Origin of the sequence: Bartonella vinsonii subsp. berkhoffii ATCC 51672 (genome assembly GCF_902825225.1) — a bacterium.
GTDB classification, from domain to species: domain Bacteria; phylum Pseudomonadota; class Alphaproteobacteria; order Rhizobiales; family Rhizobiaceae; genus Bartonella; species Bartonella berkhoffii.
In genome coordinates this window covers 1-428 of record NZ_CADEAK010000196.1, presented here as the reverse complement: position 1 = coordinate 428, position 428 = coordinate 1, and the positions used below count along the sequence as shown (strand labels likewise).

The window sequence follows — 428 nt, the reverse complement described above, 5'->3', positions numbered from 1 at the left end:
TAAGATTCGTGAATGTTTGAAGAAAACGTCTATGATAGGCACTTTAACGCGCTCTTCACGTTCAAGAGTTTTTTTGAATTCGACGGTTTCACTGATCGAAATACGCACCCATAATCCTACAATTGTGAGAAAAGCTGAACCAATGAATGGAACACGCCATCCCCATGCGAAAAGTTCGTCATGATCAAATACAGCCCACATTCCTAAATAAGCTGCAATAGATAGGAATAAACCCAGTGGAACTCCTAATTGTGGAAACATTGCATACCAACCACGTTTCTCTGGTGGAGCATTTTCTGTTGCGAGTAAAACAGCTCCTCCCCATTCTCCTCCTAATCCAATTCCTTGACCAATACGGCACATGGTTAAAAGGAATGGCGCCAATAAACCGGCTGTTTCATAAGTAGGAAGGATGCCAATGACAACTG

General features: G+C 42.3%; 1 protein-coding gene. It reads right to left on the bottom strand.

Annotation, left to right across the window (positions count from 1 at the left end; genetic code table 11):
• Window positions 1–428, bottom strand: a 428-nt coding sequence (locus J7R10_RS08905; protein ID WP_208436495.1) for an MFS transporter, incomplete at both ends; no start/stop codon positions are given.